Annotated in this window: 19 protein-coding genes; 14 read left to right on the forward strand and 5 right to left on the reverse strand. The window is 60.8% G+C overall.

Annotated elements, in window-relative coordinates:
* The first annotated feature begins 7 nt into the window (after positions 1 to 7).
* Positions 8 to 283 (forward strand): type II toxin-antitoxin system RelE/ParE family toxin, encoded by a 276-nt coding sequence (locus J1D76_RS16690; RefSeq protein ID WP_421139361.1) that lies wholly within the window; start codon positions 8 to 10, stop codon positions 281 to 283.
* Positions 284 to 323: 40 nt separating this feature from the next.
* On the opposite strand, the gene J1D76_RS16695 is transcribed toward J1D76_RS16690, so the two are convergent.
* Positions 324 to 509: a hypothetical protein gene (locus tag J1D76_RS16695; RefSeq protein WP_421139336.1), complete on the reverse strand. Its 186-nt coding sequence runs from the start codon at positions 507 to 509 to the stop codon at positions 324 to 326.
* Between the two features lie 417 nt (positions 510 to 926).
* Between J1D76_RS16695 and J1D76_RS16700 the strand changes: the two genes are divergently transcribed.
* The 7 genes from J1D76_RS16700 to J1D76_RS16730 all read left to right on the forward strand — a co-directional run bounded on the left by J1D76_RS16700 (position 927) and on the right by J1D76_RS16730 (position 9,530).
* Positions 927 to 2,555, forward strand: a complete 1,629-nt coding sequence (locus tag J1D76_RS16700) for a glucan biosynthesis protein D (RefSeq protein ID WP_421139338.1) — start codon at positions 927 to 929, stop codon at positions 2,553 to 2,555.
* A gap of 342 nt (positions 2,556 to 2,897) precedes the next feature.
* On the forward strand, positions 2,898 to 3,812 hold the full coding sequence (locus J1D76_RS16705) for a glutamate/aspartate ABC transporter substrate-binding protein (protein WP_421139339.1): 915 nt from the start codon (positions 2,898 to 2,900) through the stop codon (positions 3,810 to 3,812).
* Positions 3,813 to 4,005: 193 nt separating this feature from the next.
* Positions 4,006 to 4,752 (forward strand): amino acid ABC transporter permease, encoded by a 747-nt coding sequence (locus J1D76_RS16710; RefSeq protein ID WP_421139340.1) that lies wholly within the window; start codon positions 4,006 to 4,008, stop codon positions 4,750 to 4,752.
* Positions 4,752 to 5,423 carry an amino acid ABC transporter permease gene (locus J1D76_RS16715; protein WP_421139341.1) on the forward strand — a complete coding sequence of 224 codons (672 nt, stop codon included), beginning with the start codon at positions 4,752 to 4,754 and terminating at the stop codon, positions 5,421 to 5,423. Before J1D76_RS16710 ends, J1D76_RS16715 begins: the two co-directional genes overlap by 1 nt.
* The gene (locus tag J1D76_RS16720; protein WP_421139342.1) at positions 5,420 to 6,154 is read left to right on the forward strand and encodes an amino acid ABC transporter ATP-binding protein; all 735 of its coding nucleotides are present in this window, start codon (positions 5,420 to 5,422) and stop codon (positions 6,152 to 6,154) included. The genes J1D76_RS16715 and J1D76_RS16720 overlap by 4 nt, the downstream gene beginning before the upstream one ends.
* 155 nt (positions 6,155 to 6,309) lie before the next feature.
* Positions 6,310 to 8,205, forward strand: a complete 1,896-nt coding sequence (locus J1D76_RS16725) for a sensor histidine kinase (protein ID WP_421139343.1) — start codon at positions 6,310 to 6,312, stop codon at positions 8,203 to 8,205.
* Positions 8,202 to 9,530: a sigma-54-dependent transcriptional regulator gene (locus J1D76_RS16730; RefSeq protein WP_421139344.1), complete on the forward strand. Its 1,329-nt coding sequence runs from the start codon at positions 8,202 to 8,204 to the stop codon at positions 9,528 to 9,530. Before J1D76_RS16725 ends, J1D76_RS16730 begins: the two co-directional genes overlap by 4 nt.
* A gap of 269 nt (positions 9,531 to 9,799) precedes the next feature.
* Here the strand turns inward: J1D76_RS16730 and J1D76_RS16735 are convergent, their stop codons facing one another.
* Positions 9,800 to 10,552 (reverse strand): MipA/OmpV family protein, encoded by a 753-nt coding sequence (locus J1D76_RS16735; protein ID WP_421139345.1) that lies wholly within the window; start codon positions 10,550 to 10,552, stop codon positions 9,800 to 9,802.
* Positions 10,553 to 10,782: 230 nt separating this feature from the next.
* Between J1D76_RS16735 and J1D76_RS16740 the strand changes: the two genes are divergently transcribed.
* From J1D76_RS16740 to J1D76_RS16750, 3 genes are read left to right on the forward strand one after another with little or no spacing between them, the layout of a single operon-like run.
* Complete coding sequence (locus tag J1D76_RS16740; RefSeq protein WP_421139346.1) at positions 10,783 to 11,481, forward strand: MtnX-like HAD-IB family phosphatase; 699 nt, start codon at positions 10,783 to 10,785, stop codon at positions 11,479 to 11,481.
* Positions 11,474 to 12,868, forward strand: a complete 1,395-nt coding sequence (locus tag J1D76_RS16745; RefSeq protein WP_421139347.1) for an aspartate aminotransferase family protein — start codon at positions 11,474 to 11,476, stop codon at positions 12,866 to 12,868. The genes J1D76_RS16740 and J1D76_RS16745 overlap by 8 nt, the downstream gene beginning before the upstream one ends.
* Positions 12,865 to 13,758 (forward strand): alpha/beta hydrolase, encoded by an 894-nt coding sequence (locus tag J1D76_RS16750; RefSeq protein WP_421139349.1) that lies wholly within the window; start codon positions 12,865 to 12,867, stop codon positions 13,756 to 13,758. The genes J1D76_RS16745 and J1D76_RS16750 overlap by 4 nt, the downstream gene beginning before the upstream one ends.
* 13 nt (positions 13,759 to 13,771) lie before the next feature.
* Here J1D76_RS16750 and J1D76_RS16755 read toward each other — a convergent pair whose 3' ends face one another.
* On the reverse strand, positions 13,772 to 13,903 hold the full coding sequence (locus J1D76_RS16755; RefSeq protein WP_421139350.1) for a hypothetical protein: 132 nt from the start codon (positions 13,901 to 13,903) through the stop codon (positions 13,772 to 13,774).
* Position 13,904: 1 nt separating this feature from the next.
* Here J1D76_RS16755 and J1D76_RS16760 point away from each other — a divergent pair, with 1 nt between their 5' ends.
* Positions 13,905 to 15,677: an ATP-binding protein gene (locus J1D76_RS16760; protein ID WP_421139351.1), complete on the forward strand. Its 1,773-nt coding sequence runs from the start codon at positions 13,905 to 13,907 to the stop codon at positions 15,675 to 15,677.
* Positions 15,667 to 17,058, forward strand: a complete 1,392-nt coding sequence (locus J1D76_RS16765; RefSeq protein ID WP_421139353.1) for a sigma-54-dependent transcriptional regulator — start codon at positions 15,667 to 15,669, stop codon at positions 17,056 to 17,058. Before J1D76_RS16760 ends, J1D76_RS16765 begins: the two co-directional genes overlap by 11 nt.
* 172 nt (positions 17,059 to 17,230) lie before the next feature.
* On the opposite strand, the gene J1D76_RS16770 is transcribed toward J1D76_RS16765, so the two are convergent.
* Positions 17,231 to 17,896, reverse strand: a complete 666-nt coding sequence (locus J1D76_RS16770) for a DsbA family oxidoreductase (RefSeq protein ID WP_421139354.1) — start codon at positions 17,894 to 17,896, stop codon at positions 17,231 to 17,233.
* A 165-nt stretch (positions 17,897 to 18,061) separates the two neighbouring features.
* Positions 18,062 to 19,096 carry an alpha/beta fold hydrolase gene (locus J1D76_RS16775; protein ID WP_421139355.1) on the reverse strand — a complete coding sequence of 345 codons (1,035 nt, stop codon included), beginning with the start codon at positions 19,094 to 19,096 and terminating at the stop codon, positions 18,062 to 18,064.
* A gap of 204 nt (positions 19,097 to 19,300) precedes the next feature.
* On the opposite strand from J1D76_RS16775, the gene metR reads away from it, so the two are divergent.
* Positions 19,301 to 20,218 (forward strand): transcriptional regulator MetR, encoded by a 918-nt coding sequence (gene metR, locus J1D76_RS16780; RefSeq protein WP_421139356.1) that lies wholly within the window; start codon positions 19,301 to 19,303, stop codon positions 20,216 to 20,218.
* The last annotated feature ends 209 nt before the right edge of the window (positions 20,219 to 20,427 follow it).

Below are 20,427 nucleotides of genomic sequence, written 5' to 3' on the forward strand. Positions count from 1 at the left end.
ATGACGACTGACTGAAAAAGCCGAAAGCGATCTCGAGACCACCCACGAGCACTACCGAAAGGCAGTGGGCACAAAAACCGCTTTCGACATCATTTATGCGATTGTGCAATTTCTCCAACAATTGGCACAGTTTCCTGGCTCAGGCAGGCCTTCAGGCATGCCCGATGTCAGGGAGTTGGTGTTTGGCCATTATCCCTTTATTGCTCCTTACCGATTTTCCCAAGGCCAGGTGCAAGTGTTGCGGGTGCAGCATCAACGATCCGAGCGCTCACAGGACGGGTAGATGAGGGGCGCCCAGCCGAAACGGGATGCCCCCATTTGCTTCAAAACCGCGAAACACTCCTCATCGCATCCACCAGATACCGCATCGCTATCCGGTCGCTCTCCGACAATTCCCGATAGCGTTCCACCAGTTTCATTTCCTCGTTATTGAGTCGACGCCTTCGCCGGCCGCCGCTCAGGCATGGAAAGATTCCCAACATTTCGGTGATGCCTTGTACTTTCGACATGGACGATGTCCTTCTCTAGACGTCAAAGAAAACTGCAAAAACCGCATCGCCCTCTCCCTTTTTCAGCAGCCGCTGGGTGCCCACTGAACCGCACCGGTCCGAAGGGCATAAACCGGTCATGTGCACAGAATAGAAATATTCCGGGCGCTGAAAAGCGGTTTTTAGAGTAATTAGTCGAAAAAAGCAGATATGCCCTGAAAATCAGAAATCACTGTCGGAAATGTTCACCGACATGTCTTGTTTCATTGCCAGACTAGCGCCGTGCCATCAATCAATTTTGCTCTGCAATCGAACGGTTTAAGCTATCCGGCATCTGTTTAAAGTCCGTTGCGTTTGGCCGAAGGCATGTCCGAACCGATATTTCTGATCCAGTACGTGCCAGGAACGGCGCGGGATTGTCCACGACAGGTTGTATTTATGCACCGCAGGAATTTGCTCAAAGCCTCCATGGCCATTGCGGCCTACACCGGTCTTTCCGCTTCCGGCCTGCTGGCCGCCCAGGCCTGGGCCGCCAACGGTGGCGCCGCTGATGGCGAGGCCACCGCGTTCGATTTCGAGGCGCTGAAGCTGCAAGCCAAACAACTGGCCAGCAACCGCTATCAGGACACCAAACAGGTATTGCCGCCGACCCTGGCGAGCATGACGCCGCAAAATTTCAACGCCATCCGCTACGACGCCAATCATTCGCTGTGGAACGACCTGAACGGCCAGTTGGACGTGCAGTTCTTCCACGTCGGCATGGGCTTCAAGCAGCCGGTGCGCATGTACAGCGTCGACCCCAAGACCCGCCAGGCGCGCGAGGTGCATTTCCGCCCGTCGCTGTTCAACTATGAAAACACCACGGTCGATACCCAACAGCTCAAGGGCGATTTGGGGTTCTCCGGCTTCAAGCTGTTCAAGGCGCCGGAACTGGATAAGCACGATGTGGTGTCCTTTCTCGGCGCCAGTTACTTCCGTGCGGTGGACGTCACTGGCCAATATGGCCTCTCGGCCCGCGGCCTGGCGATCGACACCTACGCCAAGAAGCGCGAAGAATTCCCCGACTTCACCAAGTTCTGGTTCGAGACGCCGGACAAGGACAGCACCCGCTTCGTGGTCTACGCCCTGCTCGATTCGCCGAGCGCCACCGGGGCCTACCGCTTCGATATCGACTGCCAGGCCGAGCGCGTGGTGATGGAAATCGACGCCCACATCAATGCGCGTACCGCCATCGATCAACTGGGTATCGCGCCGATGACCAGCATGTTCAGTTGCGGCACCCACGAACGCCGGATGTGCGACACCCTCCACCCGCAAATCCACGACTCCGACCGCCTGGCCATGTGGCGCGGCAACGGTGAGTGGATCTGCCGTCCGCTGAACAATCCGGCCACCCTGCAATTCAATGCCTTCGCCGACAAAGACCCGAAAGGGTTTGGCCTGGTGCAGACCGACCACGAGTTCGCCAGCTACCAGGACACCGTCGACTGGTACAGCCGCCGGCCGAGCCTGTGGGTCGAACCGACCACGGCGTGGGGCGAAGGCTCGGTGGACTTGCTGGAGATCCCGACCACCGGCGAGACCCTGGACAACATCGTCGCCTTCTGGACCCCGAAAAAACCGGTGGCCGCCGGTGAATCGCTGAACTACGGCTATAAGCTCTACTGGAGCGCATTGCCGCCGGTCGGCACGCCGCTGGCGCGGGTCAATGCGACCCGTTCGGGCATGGGCGGCTTCACCGAAGGCTGGGCGCCGGGCGAGCATTACCCGCAAGTCTGGGCCCGTCGTTTCGCCGTGGACTTCACGGGTGGCGGCCTGGACCGTCTGCCCGAAGGCACCGGCATCGAGCCAGTGGTCACCTGCTCGAACGGCAAGGTCCAGGATTTCAGTATCCTCAAGCTCGATGACATCAAAGGCTACCGCATCCTGTTCGACTGGTACCCGACCAACGACAGCGTCGAGCCGGTCGAGCTGCGCCTGTTCATTCGCACCCATGACCGCACGCTGAGTGAAACCTGGTTGTACCAGTACTTCCCGCCAGCCCCGGACAAGCGCAAATACCCTTGACCATCCCCACCCTGTAGGCGCCGGCTGCCGGCAAAGGCAATCTTGCGAATGCAGTCGCCAGCAAGCCGGCTCCTGCGAAAAGCGCACCATTCGGTTTTCCGAACGCGACCTGACAGTCGGTTCGGTTAACCGGATTCTTCAGGCTTGATTTCCCTCCCAAAAAAATTTAATCCCCTTATAAATCAACACTTTGACTAATCAAGACTGGTCTGGCACGAGTCATGCTCTACACTTCTTCGACGAATGTCCTTTGCGCCAGCTCATCAGCGCGCTCAGGTGTTTTGCAGCACAAAAGGGCTGATTAACTGGCTCCATAAAAAAAACAAAGTCGAGGAAAATTTGATGCGCATCGTTCCCCATATCCTGGGCGCAGCCATTGCTGCCGCTCTGATCAGCACTCCAGTTTTCGCTGCCGAACTGACCGGCACCCTGAAGAAGATCAAAGAGTCCGGCGTCATCACCCTCGGACATCGCGACGCTTCCATTCCGTTCTCCTACATCGCGGATGCTTCCGGCAAGCCGGTTGGCTATTCCCACGATCTTCAGCTGAAAATCGTCGAAGCCATCAAGAAAGACCTGGACATGCCGAACCTCCAGGTCAAATACAACCTGGTCACCTCGCAAACCCGTATCCCGCTGGTGCAGAACGGCACTGTGGACGTCGAGTGCGGTTCGACCACCAATAACGTCGAGCGTCAGCAGCAAGTTGACTTCTCCGTCGGCATCTTCGAAATCGGTACCCGCCTGCTGTCCAAGAAGGGCTCGCAGTACAAGGACTTCGATGACCTCAAAGGCAAGAACGTCGTGACCACCGCCGGCACCACGTCCGAGCGCATCCTCAAGTCGATGAACGCCGACAAGCAGATGGGCATGAACGTCATTTCAGCCAAAGACCACGGCGAGTCCTTCCAGATGCTGGAGTCGGGCCGTGCCGTTGCCTTCATGATGGATGACGCCTTGCTCGCCGGCGAAGCCGCCAAGGCCAAGAAAGCCGATGACTGGGCCGTGACCGGTACTCCTCAGTCCTACGAAATCTACGGTTGCATGGTCCGCAAGGGCGACGAGCCGTTCAAGAAAGCCGTAGACGACGCCATCGTTGCGACCTACAAGTCCGGCGAGATCAACAAGATCTACGAAAAATGGTTCATGCAGCCAATCCCGCCAAAAGGCCTGAACCTGAACTTCCCGATGAGCGACGAACTCAAGGCCCTGATCGCCAATCCGACCGACAAAGCGGCTGACGACAAGAAATCCTGATTTCTGACTAACCTTATCTCCTGAGAGGGCCGCGCCCTTTCAGGAGATTGCATTCCCTGCTGGCATTTTCTGGAAACACTCGAACCGGTGGCTGTCGAGCCGGGGGCGTGTGCCTGATCGTAAAGATCGGACGGGAACGGAGCTTCCCCCAAACGGGCATTTGTACATCGATCGAATCCGAGGGGAGACCCTAATGAATTACAACTGGGACTGGGCCGTGTTCTTCAAGTCCACTGGCGTGGGCAGCGAGACGTATCTCGACTGGTACATCGCCGGTCTGGGCTGGACCATCGCCATCGCCGTCGTGGCCTGGATCATCGCGCTGACACTGGGCTCGATCCTGGGCGTCATGCGCACGGTGCCGAACCGCATCGTATCGGGCATCGCCACCTGCTACGTCGAACTCTTCCGTAACGTGCCGCTGCTGGTTCAGCTGTTCATCTGGTACTTCCTGGTGCCCGACCTGCTGCCGCAGAACCTGCAGGACTGGTACAAGCAGGACCTGAACCCGACCACGTCGGCGTTCCTCAGCGTCGTCGTGTGCCTGGGCCTGTTCACCACCGCACGGGTTTGCGAACAGGTGCGCACCGGTATCCAGGCCCTGCCCAAAGGCCAGGAATCCGCGGCCCGCGCCATGGGTTTCAAACTGCCGCAGATCTACTGGAACGTGCTGCTGCCCCAGGCCTACCGGATCATCATTCCGCCGCTTACCTCGGAATTTTTGAACGTCTTCAAGAACACTTCCGTGGCCTCGCTGATCGGCCTGATGGAGTTGCTCGCGCAGACCAAACAGACCGCCGAGTTCTCCGCCAACCTGTTCGAAGCCTTTACCCTGGCCACGCTGATCTACTTCACCCTGAACATGAGCCTGATGTTGCTGATGCGCCTGGTCGAGAAGAAAGTCGCCGTACCGGGCCTGATCTCCGCAGGGGGTAAATAATGGAACTCGATTTCTCGGGCATCATCCCGGCCATTCCCGGTTTGTGGAACGGCATGATCATGACCCTCAAGCTGATGGCCATGGGCGTGATCGGCGGGATCATCCTCGGCACCCTCCTGGCGCTGTGCCGTCTGTCCCACAGCAAGCTGTTGTCGAACCTGGCCGGTGCCTACGTCAACTACTTCCGCTCGATCCCGCTGCTGCTGGTGATCACCTGGTTCTACCTGGCGGTGCCGTTCGTGCTGCGCTGGATCACCGGCGAAGACACGCCGATCGGCGCCTTCGCCTCGTGCATCGTGGCGTTCATGATGTTCGAAGCGGCGTACTTCTGCGAAATCGTCCGTGCCGGCGTGCAGTCGATTCCCAAGGGCCAGATGGGCGCTGCCCAGGCATTGGGCATGACGTACGGCCAAATGATGCGCTTGATCATCCTGCCGCAGGCGTTTCGCAAGATGACCCCGCTGTTGCTACAACAGAGCATCATCCTGTTCCAGGACACCTCGCTGGTCTACGCCGTGGGCCTGGTGGACTTCCTCAACGCCTCGCGCGCCAGTGGCGACATCATTGGCCGCTCCAATGAGTTCCTGATTTTCGCGGGTCTCGTGTACTTCATCATCAGCTTTGCCGCCTCGCAGCTGGTCAAGCGTCTGCAAAAAAGGTTCGCCGTATGATCTCTATCAAAAGCATCAACAAGTGGTATGGGGACTTCCAGGTACTGACTGATTGCAGCACCGATGTGAAGAAAGGCGAAGTGATCGTGGTGTGCGGGCCATCCGGTTCCGGCAAGTCGACCCTGATCAAGTGCGTCAACGCCCTGGAACCGTTCCAGAAAGGCGACATCGTGGTCGACGGCACGTCCATCGCCGACCCGAAGACCAACCTGCCTAAACTGCGTTCGCGGGTGGGCATGGTGTTCCAGCACTTCGAGCTGTTCCCGCACCTGACCATCACCGAAAACCTGACCATCGCGCAGATCAAGGTGCTGGGCCGCAGCAAGGAAGAAGCCACCAAGAAAGGCCTGCAACTGCTCGAGCGTGTCGGCCTCTCGGCTCATGCGCACAAGCACCCGGGCCAATTGTCCGGTGGGCAGCAGCAGCGCGTGGCGATTGCCCGTGCGCTGGCGATGGACCCGATCGTCATGCTGTTCGACGAACCGACCTCGGCGCTGGATCCGGAAATGGTCAACGAAGTGCTGGACGTGATGGTGCAACTGGCCCACGAAGGCATGACCATGATGTGCGTGACCCACGAAATGGGCTTTGCCCGTAAAGTGGCAGACCGGGTGATTTTCATGGACGCCGGCAAGATCATCGAAGACTGCCCGAAAGAGGAGTTCTTCGGCGACATCAGCCACCGTGCCGAGCGTACGCAGCACTTCCTCAACAAAATCCTGCAGCACTAACAAGTAACACCCCTCCCGTGTACGAGCTGGCTTGCCAGCGAAGGCGTCCTCGAAAACAACGCATCATCCAGAGGCCCCTTCGCCGGCAAGCCGGCTCCTACACAGGATCCGTGCAAGGTTCGGATTTGTGTGGTGGTTGACCCAAGGCATCTGTGATGAAATGCGACCCCAATCTCTATCGCGCCGCGCCGCCATCACTCGCCGTGAAACCCCGTCTGGTTCGTCATTTGTTCCTGCCGCCGCTGATCATCGCGATGATGATCGGCCTGGGTTATATCGGCTTCTGGATCAGTGAGCACAACGGCATTCGCAGCCTTGGTGAAAACGGTCAGCGTCAGCTGGAACTGCACGCCCGCGCCGTCGAAAGCGAGATCAGCAAATACACCTACCTGCCCAGCCTACTGGAACTGGAGTCCAGTGTTTCACAGCTGCTGGCCGATCCGACGCCGGAACACCGGCAGTCGGTCAATGATTACCTTGAAGGCCTGAACCGGCGCAGCCGCAGTCGGGCCATCTACGTGATGGACACCACCGGCCGTGTCATGGCCACCAGCAACTGGCGCGATGTCGACAGTTATCTGGGCGAAGACCTGTCCTTCCGCGCCTATTTCCAGAACGCCGTGCGCGGCCAGCCGGGGCGTTTCTACGGCATCGGCAGCACCAACGGCGAACCCGGCTACTACCTGGCCCATGGCCTGGAAGAACACGGCAAGATCATCGGCGTCGCGGTGGTCAAGGTTCGCCTGGAAGCCATGGAAGAACGCTGGCAAAGGGCGCGCCTGGAAGCCTTCGTCAGCGACGAGAACGGCATCATCATCCTGTCGAGCGATCCGGCGCGGCGCTTGAAGTCGGTGGTACCGCTCAGCGAGGAGACCAAGGAAAAGCTCGCCCGCAGCCTGCAGTACTACTGGTTTCCGCTCAACGAACTGCAACCGCTGGCCCGGGAAACCCTGTCCGAAGGCGTGGAAAAACTAACGTTCCCGGCCAACAGCGAGCTGGTATCGGACGACGAAAACATCAGTTATTTGGCGCAAACCCGGCCACTCGGCGACACACCGTGGAATTTCACCCTGCTCACGCCCTTGCAGGACTTGCGCCGCGAAGCGATCAACCAGGGCATTCTGGTGGCCGTGGCGTTTGCCCTGTTGGCGTTCCTGCTGATCGCCTGGAATGAGCGGCGCAAGGTGATTGCCACCCGCCTCGCGGCCCGGGAAGCCTTGCAAGAAGCGAACAATCAACTGGAGCGTCGGATTACCGAACGCACCACCGACCTGCGCGCCAGCAACGAACGGCTCAAGGGTCAGATCCGCGAACGCCGGCATGCCGAAGAGACCTTGCGCCGCGCCCAGGATGAACTGGTGCAGGCGGGCAAACTCGCGGCCATCGGCCAGATGTCCACCAGCATCGCCCACGAACTGAACCAGCCGCTGGCAGCGCTGCGCACTTTGTCCGGCAACACCGTGCGCTTCCTGGAGCGCGGCCAGCTCGACGTCGCCAGCACCAACCTCAAGACCATCAACGAACTGATCGACCGCATGGGCCGGATCACCGCCAGCCTGCGCTCGTTCGCCCGGCGCGGTGATGACAAGGGCCAGGCGTGCCTGGGCAAAGGTGCGGACGCGGCGTTGCAGTTGCTCGATGGACGAATGAAAAACACCCAGCTGCACCGCCATTTCGAAGAGGTGCAGGTGCAAATCGACCAGACCCGCCTGGAGCAGATCCTGGTCAACCTGATCGGTAATGCCCTGGATGCCATGCAGGCGCAACCGCAACCCGAGCTGTGGCTTGAAGGTGAAGCCTTCGATGGCAAATACCGCCTGCGCGTGCGTGACAACGGCCACGGCATTGACGCCGAGGCGCGCAAGCATCTGTTTGAACCGTTCTTCACCACCAAACCCGGCGAGCAAGGGCTGGGCCTTGGCCTGACCCTGTCCGCCAGCCTGGCCGCCGCCACGGGCGGGCACCTGGGTGTCGAACACCCAGCCAGCGGTGGTACCGCATTCGTCCTCAGTTTACCGTTGGTAAGCTCCACTCCCGCCGAGCCAATATGAACAACGACCTTAGTGTATTGATCGTCGAAGACGACCCCCATGTGCTACTCGGCTGCCAACAAGCGCTGTCCCTGGAGGACATTCCCTGCATTGGCGTAGGCAGCGCCGAAGAAGCCCTGGAGCGGGTCGGCGACAATTTCGCCGGCATCGTCGTCAGCGACATCCGCCTGCCGGGCATCGATGGCCTGGAACTGCTCACCCGTCTCAAGGCCCGCGACCGCAGCCTGCCGGTGGTGCTGATCACCGGCCATGGCGACATCTCCATGGCGGTTGGCGCGATGCAAAAAGGCGCCTACGACTTCATGGAAAAACCCTTCTCCCCGGAGCGTCTGGTGGACGTCGCCCGCCGTGCCTTGGAGCAGCGCAGCCTGGCGCGGGAAGTGTCGTCGCTGCGCCGGCAACTGGCCGAGCGCGACTCCCTCGAAGGGCGGATCATCGGCCGCTCGCCGGCCATGCAGAATTTGCGCGAACTGATCGCCAACGTCGCCGACACCTCGGCCAACGTGCTGATCGAAGGCGAAACCGGCACCGGTAAGGAATTGGTCGCACGCTGCCTGCATGATTTCAGCCGGCGGCACACCAAGCAGTTCGTCGCGCTGAACTGCGGCGGCCTGCCGGAGAACCTCTTCGAAAGTGAAATTTTCGGCCACGAGGCCAACGCCTTTACCGGCGCGGGCAAACGGCGAATCGGCAAGATCGAACACGCCGACGGCGGCACGCTGTTCCTCGATGAAGTGGAAAGCATGCCGCTGCCCTTACAGATCAAGTTGCTGCGGGTGTTGCAGGAACGCACCCTCGAACGCCTCGGTTCGAACCAGAGCGTCGCGGTGGATTGCCGGGTGATCGCGGCGACCAAATCCGACCTCGTCACGTCGAGCAAGGCCGGGGAATTTCGCAGCGACCTGTATTACCGCCTCAACGTGGTGACCCTGGAACTGCCGCCGTTGCGCGAGCGTCGCGAAGACATCCTGCAATTGTTCGAACACTTCTTGCAGCAATCGTCGTTGCGCTTCGACCGCGATGTACCGGAGCTGGACAATCAGACCGTTTCGAACCTGATGAGCCACGACTGGCCGGGCAACGTGCGCGAATTGCGCAACGTCGCCGAGCGCTTTGCCCTGGGCCTGCCGGCGTTCAAGAAATCCGGTACCGGCGGCCCCGCTCATGGGCTGGCCTTCGCCGAAGCGGTGGAAGCCTTCGAACGCAACTTGCTTGGTGATGCCCTGCAACGCAGCGGCGGCAACCTGACCCAGGCCAGCCAGGAACTGGGCATGGCCAAGACCACGCTGTTCGACAAAGTGAAAAAGTATGGCCTGAGCCATTAGGCACGCCCCCCCGCCGGCAAGGGCATGACACGCCGCAACCGCTGTAGGAGCTGGCTTGCTAGCGAAGAGGTCGGCACATTCAACATTGATGGAGCCTGACACGCCGCCTTCGCCAGCAAGCCGGCTCCTACAAAGGACATGACTCGCCGCAACCTCTGTAGGAGCTGGCTTGCCAGCGAAGAGGCCGGCACATTCAACATTGATGGCGCCTGACACGCCGCCTTCGCCAGCAAGCTGGCTCCTACAAGGTGCGGTGTTGAGTCCGCTGGCTATTCGAACTTATAGGCAATCGCCGCCTGCACCTGCCCCTGATCCACATGCCCTTCCTGCTTGACGATGCTGCTGTCCGCCGCCGAACCGGTCAGGTGGATCCAGCTGACACTGGTCAACAGCGACCAATGCGCGGCAAGGGGAAATTCGAAGCTCTGGGTCAGCGCAATGTTCTGCAAGCCGCCCCCGGCGTTGTAGCGGACAATGCCCGAGGCCCGGGACTCATCGCCGCTGACACCAAAAAACGCCTGGTTCTGCTGTGCATCGGCAAAATGTGCGGTCAGGTTGCTGCTGCCAATGACCCCGCCACCCAATGGGTAACCGATCTCGCCACCCACTCGACCAACCACACCCTCGGGCCCGCCGACTGCCTCGCCCACCGACGCGAACACCCGCCAGAAATCAGCTGGCGCGTACTGCACAAACCCACCGATCACGCCCATGTCCGGCACATCGTGCAAGCCTTGAAGGCTGCCATTGGCGGTGCGCCCCGGCAGATAATTCAGGAAGGGCCCAGCGCTGAAACCATTGGCCTTGAACGCGCTCCAGGTCAGCCCGTCATCCGTGCTGAGGCTGACGTCGCCCCAGTCCAGATCGAGGTAAGGCACTGGCCTGGCCTCATAACGGCTGGCAGTCGGATCATGCGGTTGATAGCTGATACCAGCCCCCGCCTCACCGCTGATGCCTTCGGCCATGACCGTGGCCGGCACGCCGCATAAAACCGCCAACACAATGAAAAAAATCCTCGGCATGAGCCCGCTCCTTGACTGGATATGCGCGCATCAATCCTCCGATTCGCGGGCCTGTGCAAGCACTCATGTTGTTTGTAGCAAGCTACAAAAATTGTAGCTTCGCGCCCTACTCAATCGGCCAGAACCCGAGCTTTGCTGGGTCAAACCCAATTGGCACAGTCCCTGCTCTACCCCTTTCGCGGCGCAAACAGCGCGACCTGCGCTCGCTTCATTCAAGAAAGGTAAAGCAGATGAATGACTGGCATATCGTGTGTGACTTCGACGGGACCATCACCCGCACCGACGTGATCGACGGCATCCTCCAACGATTCGCCGACCCCAGCTGGGAGGCGATCGAAAACGAATGGCTGACCGGCGCCATCGGCTCGCGTGAATGCCTCAGCCGCCAGCTGTCGCTGGTCAAGGCCTCGACCAGCGACCTGCTCGGGTATTTCGACAGCATCGAGATCGACCCGGACTTCCCCGATTTCGTCGACCACGCGATTGACCTCGGCGCCTCGTTTGAAGTGGTCAGCGATGGCATCGAGCAAGGGATCGCGCGGATCCTGGCGCGAAACTACGTCAGCCTGCTGCCGATTCTCGCCAACCGCTTGCGCCAGGTCGATCACGACCGCTGGCGTATCGACTTCCCCTACGCCAGCGACGCCTGCCGTGCTGCCGCCGGTAACTGCAAATGCAAATCCACCCCGGGCACCAAGCGCGTGCTGGTGATCGGTGACGGCCAGTCCGATATGTGCGTGGCCGCCAGCGCCGATTTCGTGTTCGCCAAGGACCGCCTGGCCGAGCACTGCGAGCGTAACGGCATCGCCTATGCGCGCTTCTCAAGCTTCGCCGAACTCCCTGCCCTGCTGGCCCAGTTGCCAAGCATGGGCACCGCCCGCGTCAAACCATTCAACGTCGAAACACAGGAACGCTTCCACCATGTCTGATATTCGAATCGCCACCGCCGAAGACCAAATCCTCCTGGAAAAAGAAGCCAAGTACTGCTCCTACGGCGACACCGTTCACTACATCGAACCACCGCGCATTTTCAGCCGTTGCGAAGGCTCCTACGTGTGGGACACCGAGGACCAGGCCTACCTCGATTTGCAGATGTGGTACTCGGCGGTCAACTTCGGCTACGCCAACCCGCGCTTGAACAACGCGCTGAAACAGCAGATCGACACCCTGCCGCAGATCGCCAGCCAGTACCTGCACAAAGGCAAGATCGAGCTCTCGGAAATGATCGCCGTAGACGCCAAGAAGAAGTTCGGCCTCGACGGTCGCGTGCACTTCAACGTCGGCGGCTCGCAGTCCATCGAGGACTCGCTGAAAGTCGTGCGTAACGCCAGCAACGGCAAGAGCCTGATGTTCGCCTTCGAAGGCGGCTACCACGGTCGCACCCTCGGCGCTTCGTCGATTACCTCCAGCTACCGCTATCGCCGCCGCTACGGCCACTTCGGCGAGCGGGCCAATTTCATCCCGTTCCCGTACCACTTCCGCGGCCCCAAGGGCATGACCAAGGAAGAGTATGGCAGCCATTGCGTGCAGCAATTCGCCCGCTTGTTCGAGACGGAATACAACGGCGTCTGGGACCCGAAAGTCGGCCAGAGTGAATACGCCGCGTTCTACGTCGAGCCGATCCAGGGCACCGGCGGCTACGTGATCCCACCGATGAACTTCTACAGCGAACTCAAGCATGTGCTCGACCAGCACGGCATCTTGATGGTGGTCGATGAAATTCAGATGGGTTTCTACCGCACCGGCAAGCTGTGGTCGATCGAGCACTTCGACGTCAAGCCAGACGTGATCGTCTTCGGCAAGGCCTTGACCAACGGCCTCAATCCCCTGGGTGGCATCTGGGCGAAAGAGGAGCTGATCAACCCGAAAGTCTTCCCGCCAGGCTCCACTCACTCGACCTTCGCCTCCAACCCGCTGGGCACGGCCGTCGGCCTGGAGATGTTCAAGATGACCAGCGAAGTCGATTACGGCGCGATGGTCATGAACAAGGGCAAATACTTCCTCGAAGGCCTGAAAGACCTGCAAAAACGCTACCCGATTATCGGCGACGTCGACGGCCTCGGCCTGGCCTTGCGCTGCGAAATCTGCGGGCCGGACGGTTTCACCCCGGACAAGGCGACCCTGGACTTCATGGTCGAGGAAGGCATGAAGGGCGACATCGAAATCGACGGCAAGCGCCTGGGCCTGATCCTCGACGTGGGCGGTTACTACAAGAACGTGATCACCCTCGCGCCTTCGCTGGAAATCAGCTACCCGGAGATCGACCTGGGCATCGCCCTGCTCGACCGTTTGCTTGATCGGGCGATGAAACGATGAACGCCGCCGTCGAGCTCGACGGCATCGACCTGGGTGAAGGCAGTGCCGGGTTCGTGCTCGGCACCGGCGAGGTCGCGGTGCTGTTGATCCACGGCCTGACCGGCACGCCGGTCGAACTGCGGCGAGTAGCCATGGGCCTGGCGGCGGCCGGGTGCACGGTCTACGTGCCGACCCTGGCCGGTCATTGCGGCGACAACGCCGACCTGCAAGCCAGCGGTTGGCGCGACTGGTACGAAAGCGCGCGCAACACCTTCGTCGGTGTGCGCCGCAAGCACGCCCACGTGTTCGTCGGTGGGTTGTCGATGGGGGCGGTGCTGTCGATGTACCTGGCGGCGGAACACCCAGGGCAGATCGAAGGCTTGTTGCTGTACTCGACGACCCTGCGCTACGACGGCTGGAACATGCCCTGGGTGGCGAAACTGAGCAGCCTGGTGATGTCGATTCCGTTTGGCGTGCACCTGTGCCGTTTCAACGAAAAACCGCCCTATGGCATCAAGGACGAACGCCTGCGCGCCATCGTCGAACGGCAGATGCGCGCCGGTGACAGCGGCAACGCCGGTTTGCTGACCATGTCCGGGATCAGTGTCCGCGAGTTGCACCGACTGGTGGCGGCGGTGAAAAAACGCATGCCGCAGATCACCACCCAGGCGCTGGTGCTGCACTCCAGTGAAGACGACATCACCAGTCGCTGGAACGCCGACTATGTGGAGCGCAAGCTCGGTGGCCCGGTGGTCAAGGTCCTGCTCGACGACTGCTATCACATGATCACGGTCGACCTGCAATACCGGCGCGTGGTGGAGCTGAGCGCGGACTTCATCCAGCGTCGCTTCATGCAGCAGCGACAGATCCCGCAACCGGTCATGCCGCAGGCCTATCGACAATTGGCATGAGGTGATGGATCGATCACACCACCGCTTCGCCCACCGAGGCCATTGACCACGCAACACTGCGCGGTCGATGGCCAATCTCGGCTACTGTATTGAACAACCCCCAGCCATCACCGCCGCGCTCAGCCAGCGGCACCAAGCGAAGCATGATGACCCAAGACCGACGCCCCGACGCCCGACCTTTCACCCTCTCCGGCTGGAGCCTGCAACGCAAACTGGTGCTGGCGTTCTGGCTGGTGAGCGTGATTCCGACCATGATTGCCGCGGAGCTGGCGGCCACCACCCTATCGCAGATTTTCGACAGCAACGTGCGGATCTGGCTGCAGGAGTCGACCCAGATCGTCGAGGACGAAATCACCGAAATTCTCCACGAAAACGCCCGGGCGGCGCAGTTGTTCCTGCGTTTTACCCGCCAGCCCACGGATGACTTGACCGCCAGGCATGACAAGCTCACCGCCGACATTGCCGACTCGATGGGCATCGACGTGGTCGCGCTGGTGCGCAACAGCGATCACAAAGTGGTGTTCAGCACCGCGGCCGACGACATCATCCGGCAGATCAGCATCGCCCCAAAGGCAGTCCTGCAAACCTTGCAGGTCGGCGGCGTCGCGACCGGCACGGTGGTCTCGACCTTCGAGACCGAGCAGAACGGCGTCGACTACAAGATGATCGTCGCCACCTATCTCGACAGCAGCTTCCTGACCAGTGTCGCCGACGTGCACTCTCTGGACCTGCGGCTGTACCTGGCCAAGGGTGACAATTTTTCGGAGATCTTTTCCACCCAGCGTTTCGAGGACCATCCAGCGGCAGTGCCGGAAACAATCGAGCAGACCCTGCGCGCCACCAAGCAGCCGATCGAGCAGTCCACCAGTCGCTACAGCGGCATCTACCGGCCGATCCTCAACGAAAACGGGCAACTGCAAGGCGTGATCTTCAGCGGCCTTCTGCGCCACACCAGCCTGGTCGGGCTGGTGAACCAGAGCAGCCTGTTCATCCTGATATTCCTGCTCAGTTCGGCGGCGTCCCTGGCCGTTGGCTGGCTGGTGTCACAACGCCTGACCAAGCCCTTGAGCAACCTGTCCAACGGCGTGCAGGCCGTCATCGCCGGGGATTACCGGCAGCGCTTGCCGGTCACCGGCGGCGATGAACTGGCAGAACTGAGCAGCACCTTCAACCTGATGAGCGAACGCCTGGGTGAATTGCAGCACCTGGAATCACAGCTGCGCCGTCGTGACCGCTTGCACGCGCTGGGTGAGGTCGCCATGGGCCTGGCCCACGAAATCCGCAACCCACTGGGTATCATCAAGACCGCCACGCAACTGCTGCACCGGCGCACCGATTTACCCGAGGCAGACAAGCGTCACCTCGAATACGTGGTCAGCGAAGTCAGCCGCATCAACGACCTGATCACCGAGTTCCTCGACTTCGCCAAGCCCAGTGCACCGATGCGCTCGGCGCAATCGGCGCGGCAGGTGGTGGATGAACTGATCGGCTTCTGCGCCCCGGAACTGGCCAGCCACCACATCGAGGTGCAGGTACAGGATCAAGCCCCCGGCGCGACGCTGCATGCCGATGCCCGGCAACTCAAGCAGGCCGGGCTGAACCTGATCGTCAACGCCATCGATGCGATGCCCGAGGGTGGGCGGCTGACGGTGAAGATTCGCCGCGAATCGAGCTACATCGTGATCAGTATCCAGGACACCGGCCAGGGCATCGAGCCGGACATGCTGGAGCGGATCTTCACGCCATTCGTCACCACCAAGGCATCGGGCACGGGCCTGGGGCTGGCGAAGGTGTTCTCGATCATGGAAAGTCATGACGGGCGCATCGAGTGCGTCAGTCAAAAGGATGCCGGGGCCATCTTCAGCCTGTACATTCCGGCCAATGGTGAACCGTTCGACGAGGGCAGCAATGACGCATAACGTACTGGTGGTCGATGACGAACCCAAGCTCTGCGACCTGCTGGCCTCGGCATTGGGCCAGAATGGCGTCTGCGTGTTCACCGCCGGCAATGGCCTGCATGCGCTCAAGGTGCTGGAAGCCGAAGACATCGACCTGGTGATCAGCGACTGGCGCATGCCCGGCATGGACGGCCCGCAATTGCTGGCAGAAATCAAAACCCGCTTTCCGCACTTGCCGGTGATCGTCATGACCGCCTACAGCACGGTGAAGAACGCCGTGCAGTCGATGCGCAATGGCGCCTTCGACTACATCGCCAAGCCGTTCGACATCGACGAACTGGACATCACCGTCAGCAAGGCCCTGGAATTTCGCGACATCCTCAAAGACAACCAGCGCATGCGCGCCGAACTTGACGAGCACCAGCAGATCGACAGCCTGATCGGCGATAGCCCGAGCTTTCGCCGGGTGCTGCAGGCCATCGATTCGGTACGCGAAAGCAACGCGACGATCCTGCTGACCGGCGAAAGCGGCACCGGCAAGGAAATGGTCGCGCGGGCCATCCACAAACACGGCAATCGTGCCGACAAACCCTTCGTCGCCGTGAACTGTGCGGCGATCCCCGAAGGTTTGCTGGAAAGCGAGATGTTCGGCCACCGCAAAGGCGCATTTACCGGGGCCACCAGCGACCGGGTCGGGCGTTTCCAGCAGGCTGATGGCGGCACATTGTTCCTCGATGAAATCGGCGAAATGCCCCTGGCCTTGCAGGCGAAAATCCTCCGTGCGTTGCAAGAGCGCATCATCGAGCCGGTGGGCGACCCTCGCGAACGCAAGGTCGATGTGCGGGTGATTGCCGCCACCAACAAGAACCTGCTGGAAGCGGTGGCGGCCAAGGAGTTTCGCGAAGACCTCTACTACCGCCTCAACGTGTTTCCCATCCCCCTTCCCTCGCTACGTGAACGGGCCGAAGACATTGCCCCGCTGGCCCGCCACTTCGCCCATATCCTCGGTGCCACGGCGGGCAAGCGCATCACCGGCTTCAGTGCAGAAGCCTTGCAGGCGATGGCCAATTACGCGTGGCCGGGCAATATCCGCGAACTGCAAAACTGCGTCGAACGGGCGACCATCGTCGCCTCGGGGACGGTGATCGAAGATCAGGACCTGCCGGCCTATCTGTTCGCCGCCAGGCCCGTCGACAGCAGCGGCATTTTCACCGACGGCAACAGCGTGCCGTCAAACCTGGACGCCGCGCTGGCGGAAGTGGAAAAGAACTACATCCTCGCGGCGCTTGCCCAGAGCAATGGGGTACAGGCTGCGGCGGCACAATTGATCGGAATTTCCGAGCGCAGCTTCTGGTATCGGCTGAAGAAGCTGGGGATTCATGTGGACAAGATTGTGCGTTGAGGCTCGCTCGAAGGTTTCTGTGGCCAGAGGACGTGTGGCGAGGGGGCTTGCCCCCGCTCGGCTGCGCAGCAGTCGTAAAACCTGCAAATCGGTTGTAGCGGGAAGAATGCCGGGGGAGCGCTTCGCACTCCAACGGGGGCAAGCCCCCTCGCCACAAAAAGCTCTTCCCGCGTCAGTTGACGGTGCCACCCTTCGCTTGCGCCATGATCTGCCGGATCGCCATCACGAAACTCTCCACCGGTTGCCCTCCCGTGACCGCGTACTGCCCGTTGAACACCACGGTCGGCACCGAGTTCACCCCACGCGATAGCCATGACTGTTCTTCCTCGCGCACCTCATCGGCGAACTCATCCGAGGCCAGTATCGCCTCGGCGCGCTGGCGGTCCAGCCCGACCTGTTCGGCAACCTGCACCAGTTGAGCAGGGTCGGACGGGTTGCCGCCCTCGGTGAAATACACCTTGAACAGCGCTTCCTTGAGTTGCAGTTGCAACCCTTGTTGCCCTGCCCAGTGCAACAGGCGATGGGCATCGAAGGTGTTGTAGATTCGGCTGTCGGCGTTGGTGCGAAAGGCGAACCCGAGCTCGGCACCGCGGGCGCGGATCATTTCGCGATTTTTCTGCGATTGCTCAGGGGTCGAGCCGTACTTCTCGGTGATGTGCTCGGTGACATTCTGCCCTTGCGGCGCCATCTTCGGGTTCAGTTCAAACGGCTGGAAACGGATCTCGGCGCGCACTTCGTCACGCAGGACATCCAGGGCCTTGATCAGGCCATACAACCCCACGACGCACCACGGGCAGGACACGTCGCTGACGAAATCGATCTTCAATGCCGTACTCATCACACACCTCGCAATCGGGACAGGCGCTGGAAAACCTGCACGATACACCCGCCAGCAGATCCTTTGTAGGAGCGAGCCTGCTCGCGAAAGCGGTGTTTCAGCCAGGAAGATGTCGACTGATACAACGCCGTCGCCGGCAAGCCGGCTCCTACAAGGGAGCGGGAGTTAAAGGAGGTTGTGATCAGCCACCGGCTCGATCTGTGCCCAGTGTGAGGTGTCTTCGCGGTGTTCGCGCAGATACGGCAGGACCGCCGCTAGCAAGGGCGCCTTGAAGGCTTCCTGGAAGCGATGGGCCAGGCCCGGGATCAGGATCAACTGGCTGCCGCGCAAATGCGCTGCCAGGTGCACGCCGTGCATCACTGGCAGCAGCGGATCAGCGGTGCCGTGCACCACCAGCGCCGGTACCCGCAGTTGATTGAGCAGCGCCACCCGGCTTGGCTCGGCAAGGATTGCCATAATCTGGCGTTTCACACCCTCGGGATTGAACGCCCGGTCATAGGACTGCGCCGCCTGTCGCAGCAAGGCCTGGCGGTCATCGGTGACCATCGGGCTGCCCAGTGCCGCCAGCAAGTCGGCCTGCTGCTCCAGGGCGACTTCACGGTTCGGTGCGCCGCGCCGGGCCAGCAACTGCACCAGCGCAGCACTTGGCGCCGGCAAGCCTTCGGCGCCCGAGCTGGTCATGATCAGGGTCAGGCTCTCGACCCGTTGTGGTGCCATGGCCGCCATGTGCTGGGCAATCATCCCACCCATGCTGGCGCCCAACACATGGAACTGGTCGATATGCAGGGCGTCCATCAAGCCCAGGCCATCGTCGGCCATGTCAGTCAGCGAGTACGGCGACGACACCGGCAACCCGAGTTTGTAGCGCAACACTTCGAAGGTCAGGTTGGCGTCGGCCGGTGCCTGGCGCCAGGTCGACAAGCCGACATCGCGATTGTCGTAGCGGATCACCCGGAAACCTTGCTGGCACAGGGCGACCACCACTTCGTCCGGCCAGTGAATCAATTGACCGCCCAGGCCCATCACCAGCAGCAACGCTGGATCCGACGCACGGCCAATGCTCTGGTACGCCAGGCTTACCTGAGCCAGATCCACCCGTTCGGTCGCAACATTGACGTCACACCGCGAAGCCGCCAGGGACGGCAGGCCGAACAGCAGCACGGCCAAAAATAAGACGCGAGAAAAAAATGCAGCACCCATGAAAAACACCAAAACGCAGAACCCCAGTAGAGCGCGAGTCTGATGATGTTTGTTCAAGCGCGCTGCCACAGTTGCGTGACAGTTTGATGAAGGGCGCCGAGCGGTCGTTCGCGCCATCGGGCGTGCGAAGGTCGACAGCTCCATCAACAGGAAGCAAACTCAACCCTTTCGATTTATCGACAAGTTTTTTTCATGGAGCCCCCGGTGCTTGAAATCCGTCACCTCAAGACCCTGCATGCCCTGCGCGAAGCCGACAGCCTGGTGGATGCGGCCGATCGCCTGCACCTGACGCAGTCGGCCCTGTCCCATCAGTTCAAGGAACTGGAAGAGCGCATGGGCATGCCGCTGTTTGTGCGCAAGACCAAACCGGTGCGCTTCACCAGCGCCGGTCTGCGCCTGCTGCAACTGGCCGACGCGACCCTGCCGCTGCTGCGCGCCGCCGAGCGCGACATCGGTCGCCTGGCGGGCGGCACTGCCGGTCGCCTGCACATGGCCATCGAGTGCCACAGTTGCTTCCAGTGGCTGATGCCGACCATCGACCAGTTCCGCGATGCCTGGCCGGAGGTCGAGCTGGACCTGGCCTCGGGTTTCTCCTTCGCCCCGCTACCGGCCCTGGCCCGTGGCGACCTGGACCTGGTGGTGACGTCCGATCCGGTGGACCTGGCCGGCATCACCTATGTCCCGCTGTTCACCTATGAAGCGATGCTCGCGGTGGCCAACCAGCACCGCCTGGCCGGCAAGGCCTATATCGTCCCCGAAGATTTACTCGCGGAAACGTTGATCACTTATCCGGTGGAACGCGATCGACTGGACATTTTCACCCGTTTCCTCGAGCCGGCCGACATCGAACCGGCCCAGGTCCGTACCTCGGAACTGACGGTGATGATGATGCAACTGGTGGCCAGCGGTCGCGGTGTCTGTGGTGTGCCGCATTGGGCATTGCATGAATACAGCTCGCGGGGTTATGTGAAGGCCAAGCGCTTGGGCGAGAGAGGTCTGTTTGCCACGCTGTATGCAGCCATCCGCACCGACATGCTCGATGCGCCGTACATGCGCGACTTTTTGCTGACGGCCAAGGACACGTCGTTTTCAACATTGGATGGGGTTAGCGCCGTTCGATAACTCGACACAAAAACCTGTAGGAGCCGGCTTGAAGTGGTCCAGTTTTTTTAGACCATTCTGTAGGAGTATTACGCCGCTAGCTTTTCAAAGATGGCTGGCGGCAGGTTGTTCGAGGCGGTGTGACAGCGTCTGTGGTTGTAATGAGCGATAAAGTCCATTACGTCGCGCTCTGCCTCGAAGTGATTCGAGTAGCCGTTTTCAGGCGACCA

The organism is Pseudomonas sp. NFX15 (genome assembly GCF_049132105.1).
Taxonomy (GTDB): domain Bacteria; phylum Pseudomonadota; class Gammaproteobacteria; order Pseudomonadales; family Pseudomonadaceae; genus Aquipseudomonas.